The sequence below is a fragment of the Kitasatospora sp. NPDC059803 genome (assembly GCF_042732255.1).
Classification (GTDB): domain Bacteria; phylum Actinomycetota; class Actinomycetes; order Streptomycetales; family Streptomycetaceae; genus Kitasatospora.
Map to the genome: position 1 here is coordinate 1 of NZ_JBHWIJ010000194.1, position 3,946 is coordinate 3,946.

At 75.9% G+C, this 3,946-nt stretch carries 4 protein-coding genes; 1 reads left to right on the top strand and 3 read right to left on the bottom strand.

Features of this window, described 5'->3' with window-relative positions:
* Positions 1-47 precede the first annotated feature (47 nt).
* Positions 48-524 (bottom strand): sortase-dependent protein, encoded by a 477-nt coding sequence (locus ACFV6I_RS26560; RefSeq protein WP_380428047.1) that lies wholly within the window; start codon positions 522-524, stop codon positions 48-50.
* 410 nt (positions 525-934) lie between these two features.
* Here ACFV6I_RS26560 and ACFV6I_RS26565 point away from each other — a divergent pair, with 410 nt between their 5' ends.
* Positions 935-1,675 (top strand): DUF2306 domain-containing protein, encoded by a 741-nt coding sequence (locus ACFV6I_RS26565; RefSeq protein ID WP_380428049.1) that lies wholly within the window; start codon positions 935-937, stop codon positions 1,673-1,675.
* Positions 1,676-1,763: 88 nt separating this feature from the next.
* Here the strand turns inward: ACFV6I_RS26565 and ACFV6I_RS26570 are convergent, their stop codons facing one another.
* Both ACFV6I_RS26570 and ACFV6I_RS26575 read right to left on the bottom strand, forming a co-directional pair.
* Entirely contained in the window at positions 1,764-2,285 is a 522-nt protein-coding gene (locus ACFV6I_RS26570; protein ID WP_380346185.1) for a hypothetical protein, read from the bottom strand.
* A 76-nt stretch (positions 2,286-2,361) separates the two neighbouring features.
* Positions 2,362-3,786: a pyridoxal phosphate-dependent decarboxylase family protein gene (locus tag ACFV6I_RS26575; protein ID WP_380428051.1), complete on the bottom strand. Its 1,425-nt coding sequence runs from the start codon at positions 3,784-3,786 to the stop codon at positions 2,362-2,364.
* Positions 3,787-3,946: the final 160 nt, after the last annotated feature.

A 3,946-nucleotide genomic window follows, 5' to 3' on the forward strand; every position in this document is an offset into this window, starting at 1 on the left:
AGGGCGGGGGAACGGCGCCGGGGTGCCCGGCGGACTCGGGGCCGGTGTCAGCCGCGCGCACCGGAGCGGCGGCGCAGCATCGCGAAGCCCAGCGCACCGGCGCCGACGGCCGCGACGGCCCCGCCACCGGCCAGCATCAGGCCGTTGCTGTCGGTCTCGCCGGATCCGTCGCCGGCCTGGGCCGCGCCCTTGGGCACCTCGCGGACCTGGGCCTTGCCGTCACTGGAGACCCCGGCGCCACCGGCGGCCGGCTGCACGGCGGGCCCGGTACCGGCGGAGGGCGTCGCCGTGGGGGTGGCACCCGCGACCGAGGGGGCGCCCGGGGCGGCCGGGGCGGGCTTGGCCGGGCTGGGCGTCGCGGTGGGGGTGGCCGACACGCCGGCACCCGCAGCAGGCGCGGCGGACGGGGTCCCGTCGGCGAAGGCCTGTCCGCCGGTGACGACGGTCAGCAGCGCGCCCCCGGTCAGGGCGCAGACGGCCAGCACGCGGCGGGCGGGGGAGCGGTGGGTACGGCTCCTGCTCATACGGTGTTCTCCTTCGTCATGGACGCCTCCCGGCCGGGGCGGCCGGTGCGTCGTCCATGACGGTAGGAGGCCCGTGTCGCGGTCCCCGGCCGGTCGTGTCACGGCCGCCCATCGGCTGCGTAACGAACCCCTGGGCCTGTTGCGGCCGGGGTGGCGGCGGCGCTGCCCGTGCGGTGGGAGGCCGTCCGGTTGACGCCCCGTCGGGTCGTGGGGGTAACCCCCCTCCCGTTCCTGGGGGCTGCTCCATGGCCCGGGGTCGCGGGCCCGGACACACTGGCAGCGGTTCGAACGGCGTGGTGGTAGGCCCCCGTTTCGGGGTGGTGGGCGCCGCGAGCAGAGCGCCGGCCGACCGCGCGACGCCGGACCGCGCACGTGATGCCGTCCCACCTCCAGCCGATCGGGGTCCACCGATGACCAGTACCGCCGCCCACGCCGCGACCGCCCCCGCCCCCGACCCGACGAGCAGGAGGGGAGGGCGCTTCCGCTGGACCGTCGTCCTGCTGACCTCGCTCGCGATCGTCGGGTACGCCGTGGGGACGTACGCCCAGGCCGACCTGCCCATCGCCGCGTCGAAGGGCGGCCTGCCCGCCACCTACGCCGAGCGCCCGATGGCCGTCCAAGTCACCTTCTACGTCCACATCGTGACGGCCGCGTTCGCGCTGCTGGTCGGTCCGTTCCAGTTCTCCACCGCGCTGCGCCGGCGGTCCCCCGCCGTCCACCGCTGGACGGGCCGCGTCTACGTCTTCGGGGTCGCGGTGGGATCCCTGGCCGCGTTCGTCATGGCGTTCTTCAACTCGGTCGCCTTCAACGGCTTCTTCGGCTTCGGCGGCCTCGCCCTGCTCTGGGCCTGGACCACCTGGCGCGGCTACCGCGCCGTCCGTGACCGCGACCTGCCGAGCCACCGCGCCTGGATGATCCGCAGCTTCGCCCTCACCTATGCCGCCGTCACCCTCCGGTCCTGGCTCGGCGTCCTCATCCTCCTCCAGACGCTCACCGCCCAGGGGCACGTCGACGGCCAGCACTTCTTCGACAACGCCTACGCCGCCGTCCCGTTCCTCTGCTGGCTGCCCAACCTGATAGTCGCCGAATTCCTCATCCGCCGCCGGGGCCTGCCCGCCTACCGTCTCACTCCGGCCGGTCCGCAGTCCTGAGCCGGAGGCGGCGGGAAGGCTCGCGGGAGGGTCGTCAAACCCCCTCCTGCGTAGCGGAGTTGCGGAACCCGCAGCGTCGCCGCCGCAGTCAGCCGATGCGGGTGGGGGTGTCGAGGAGGGGGTGGCCGGTGGTGGTGAGGAGGGTGGTGAGGTCGGTGGGGGTGAGGGTGTGGGGCGCGCGGAGGTAGAGCTCGTCGACGGTGGTGCCGGGGAGGGGGTGGGGCTGGCGGGAGAGGATGGCGACGTGCTGGTCGGCCAGGGCGGTGTGGACGCGGGCCAGGCCGTCGGGGGTGCTGCGGGCGGCGGTGCGGACGCGCCACAGGGTGGTCGGGGGCGCGGGGGAGTGGGGGTGGTGGCGCTGGGACCACCAGGTGTGGAAGAGGGCGGTGGCGAGGAGGGCGAGGGCGGCGGCGGCGAGGACCACCGGGCCGTCGGGGCCGCGGACGACGATCTTGGCGACCAGGTCGGCCGCGGTGACCGAGACGAAGACGGCGGCGAGTTCGACGCTGTCGCGGCGCCAGCGGTGGGTGCCGGCGCCGCGTCGTCGGGCCCGGGGGAGGGTGGGCGTCGGCTGCGTGGTCGGGTGCTCCGTGTGCTCCGTCTGCTCCATGACAGCACCCTGCCCGACGGGTGTTTCCTGTCCACGAACCCGCCGTGACCTGGTGGTTAAGGTCGCCGGGCCCGCGTTACGGTTGCAGGTCCGCGGCCGCCGCCTTGACCTCGGCGAGCAGGAGTTCCAGGTCGGCCTCGGTGGTGGCGGCGTTGAGCAGGCAGGCCCGGAGCATCTCGCGGTCGCCGAGACGGGCTCCGGTGACGAAGACCCGGCCGCGCCGCTGGACGGCGGCGGGGAGTTCGCGGTTGAGGGCGTCGACGGCGGCCTCGTCGTGCCCGGGGGTGCGGTGGCGGAAGGCGACGATGGAGGTCTGTACCTCGGCCAGCAGCTCCAACTCCCCGTCGGCCTCGATCAGTTCGCCGAGGCGGCGGGCGAGGGTGGTGCAGCGGGCGATGTCCCGGGCGATGCCGTCGCGGCCCTTGTGGGCGATGGTGGCCCAGACCTTGAGTGCGCGGAACGGGCGGGTCTGCTCGGTGCCGTACTCGGAGAACCAGCCGAGCGCGCCGGCCGCCTCGTCGCGCAGGTAGGAGGGGACGAGGCTGAAGGTGGCGCGCAGTTCCTCGGTGTCGCGCACCAGCGCGCAGCCGCAGTCGACGGGCACGCCCAGCCACTTGTGCGGGTCGAGGGCGAGGGAGTCGGCGCGCTCCAGGCCGGCGTAGCGGTAAGCGATGGCCGGGTCGAGCCTGCCGAAGGCCCCGTACGCGCCGTCGACGTGCAGCCACAGGCGCTGTTCGGCGCAGAGGTCGGCGATCGGGCCGAAGTCGTCGACGGCTCCGGTGCCGACGGTGCCGGCCGAGGCGACGACCAGGAAGGGCAGCAGTCCGGCGGCCCGGTCGCGTTCGACGGCGGCCCGCAGTTCGGCGGGGTCGAGGCGGCCGTCCGGCCCGGTGGCGACGGTGCGCAGGTGCCGGCTGCCGAGGCCGAGGAGTTCGGCGGCCTTGCGGACGCAGGAGTGGGTCTCGCCGGTGACGTAGCCGACCAGTGGCGGCAGGCCGGCCAGGCCGTCCTCGCGGATGTCCCAGCCGGCCCGGCGGGCGGCGCGGTTGCGGGCGGCGGCCAGGCACACGATGGTCGCCATCGAGGTGCCGGAGGTGAGCAGGCCGCCGCCGGCCGGGTGCGGGAAGCCGACGAGTTCGGCGATCCAGCGGACCACGGCGCGTTCCAGGTGGACGTCGGCGTGGTCGCCGCCGGCCGAGCTGGGGTTCATGGCGGAGGCGGCGAGGGTGGCGAGGACTCCGGCGGGGGCGGGGGCGGAGTTGACCCAGCCGAAGAAGCGGGGGTGGCCGTTGCCCATCGGGTGGGGGAGGACGTCCTGCCCGATGGCGGTGAGGAGGTCGGCGAGCGGGCGGCCGTCGGCGGGCAGCGGGGCGTCGAGCAGGGCCCGGCGGGCGGTGTCGTCCATCGGCTGCCAGACCGGGCGCCCGGGCAGTTCGGCGAGGTAGTCGGAGACGAGGTCGGCGGCGGTGTGCGCGGCGGCGCGGAAGTCCTCGGTGGTCATGATGGCGGCTCTCCAGGGGCGGGGGAGGCGCGGCGTCCTCGGCGCACCCTGATCGTTCGGTCCGGTCGGCCGATCCTACGGAAGGGGGGGCGGCGGCGGGGCGCGGGGCGGCCGGCGCCGGTGCGGGGGGGGGGGGGGGCTCGGCGGGGGGGGCGCGGGG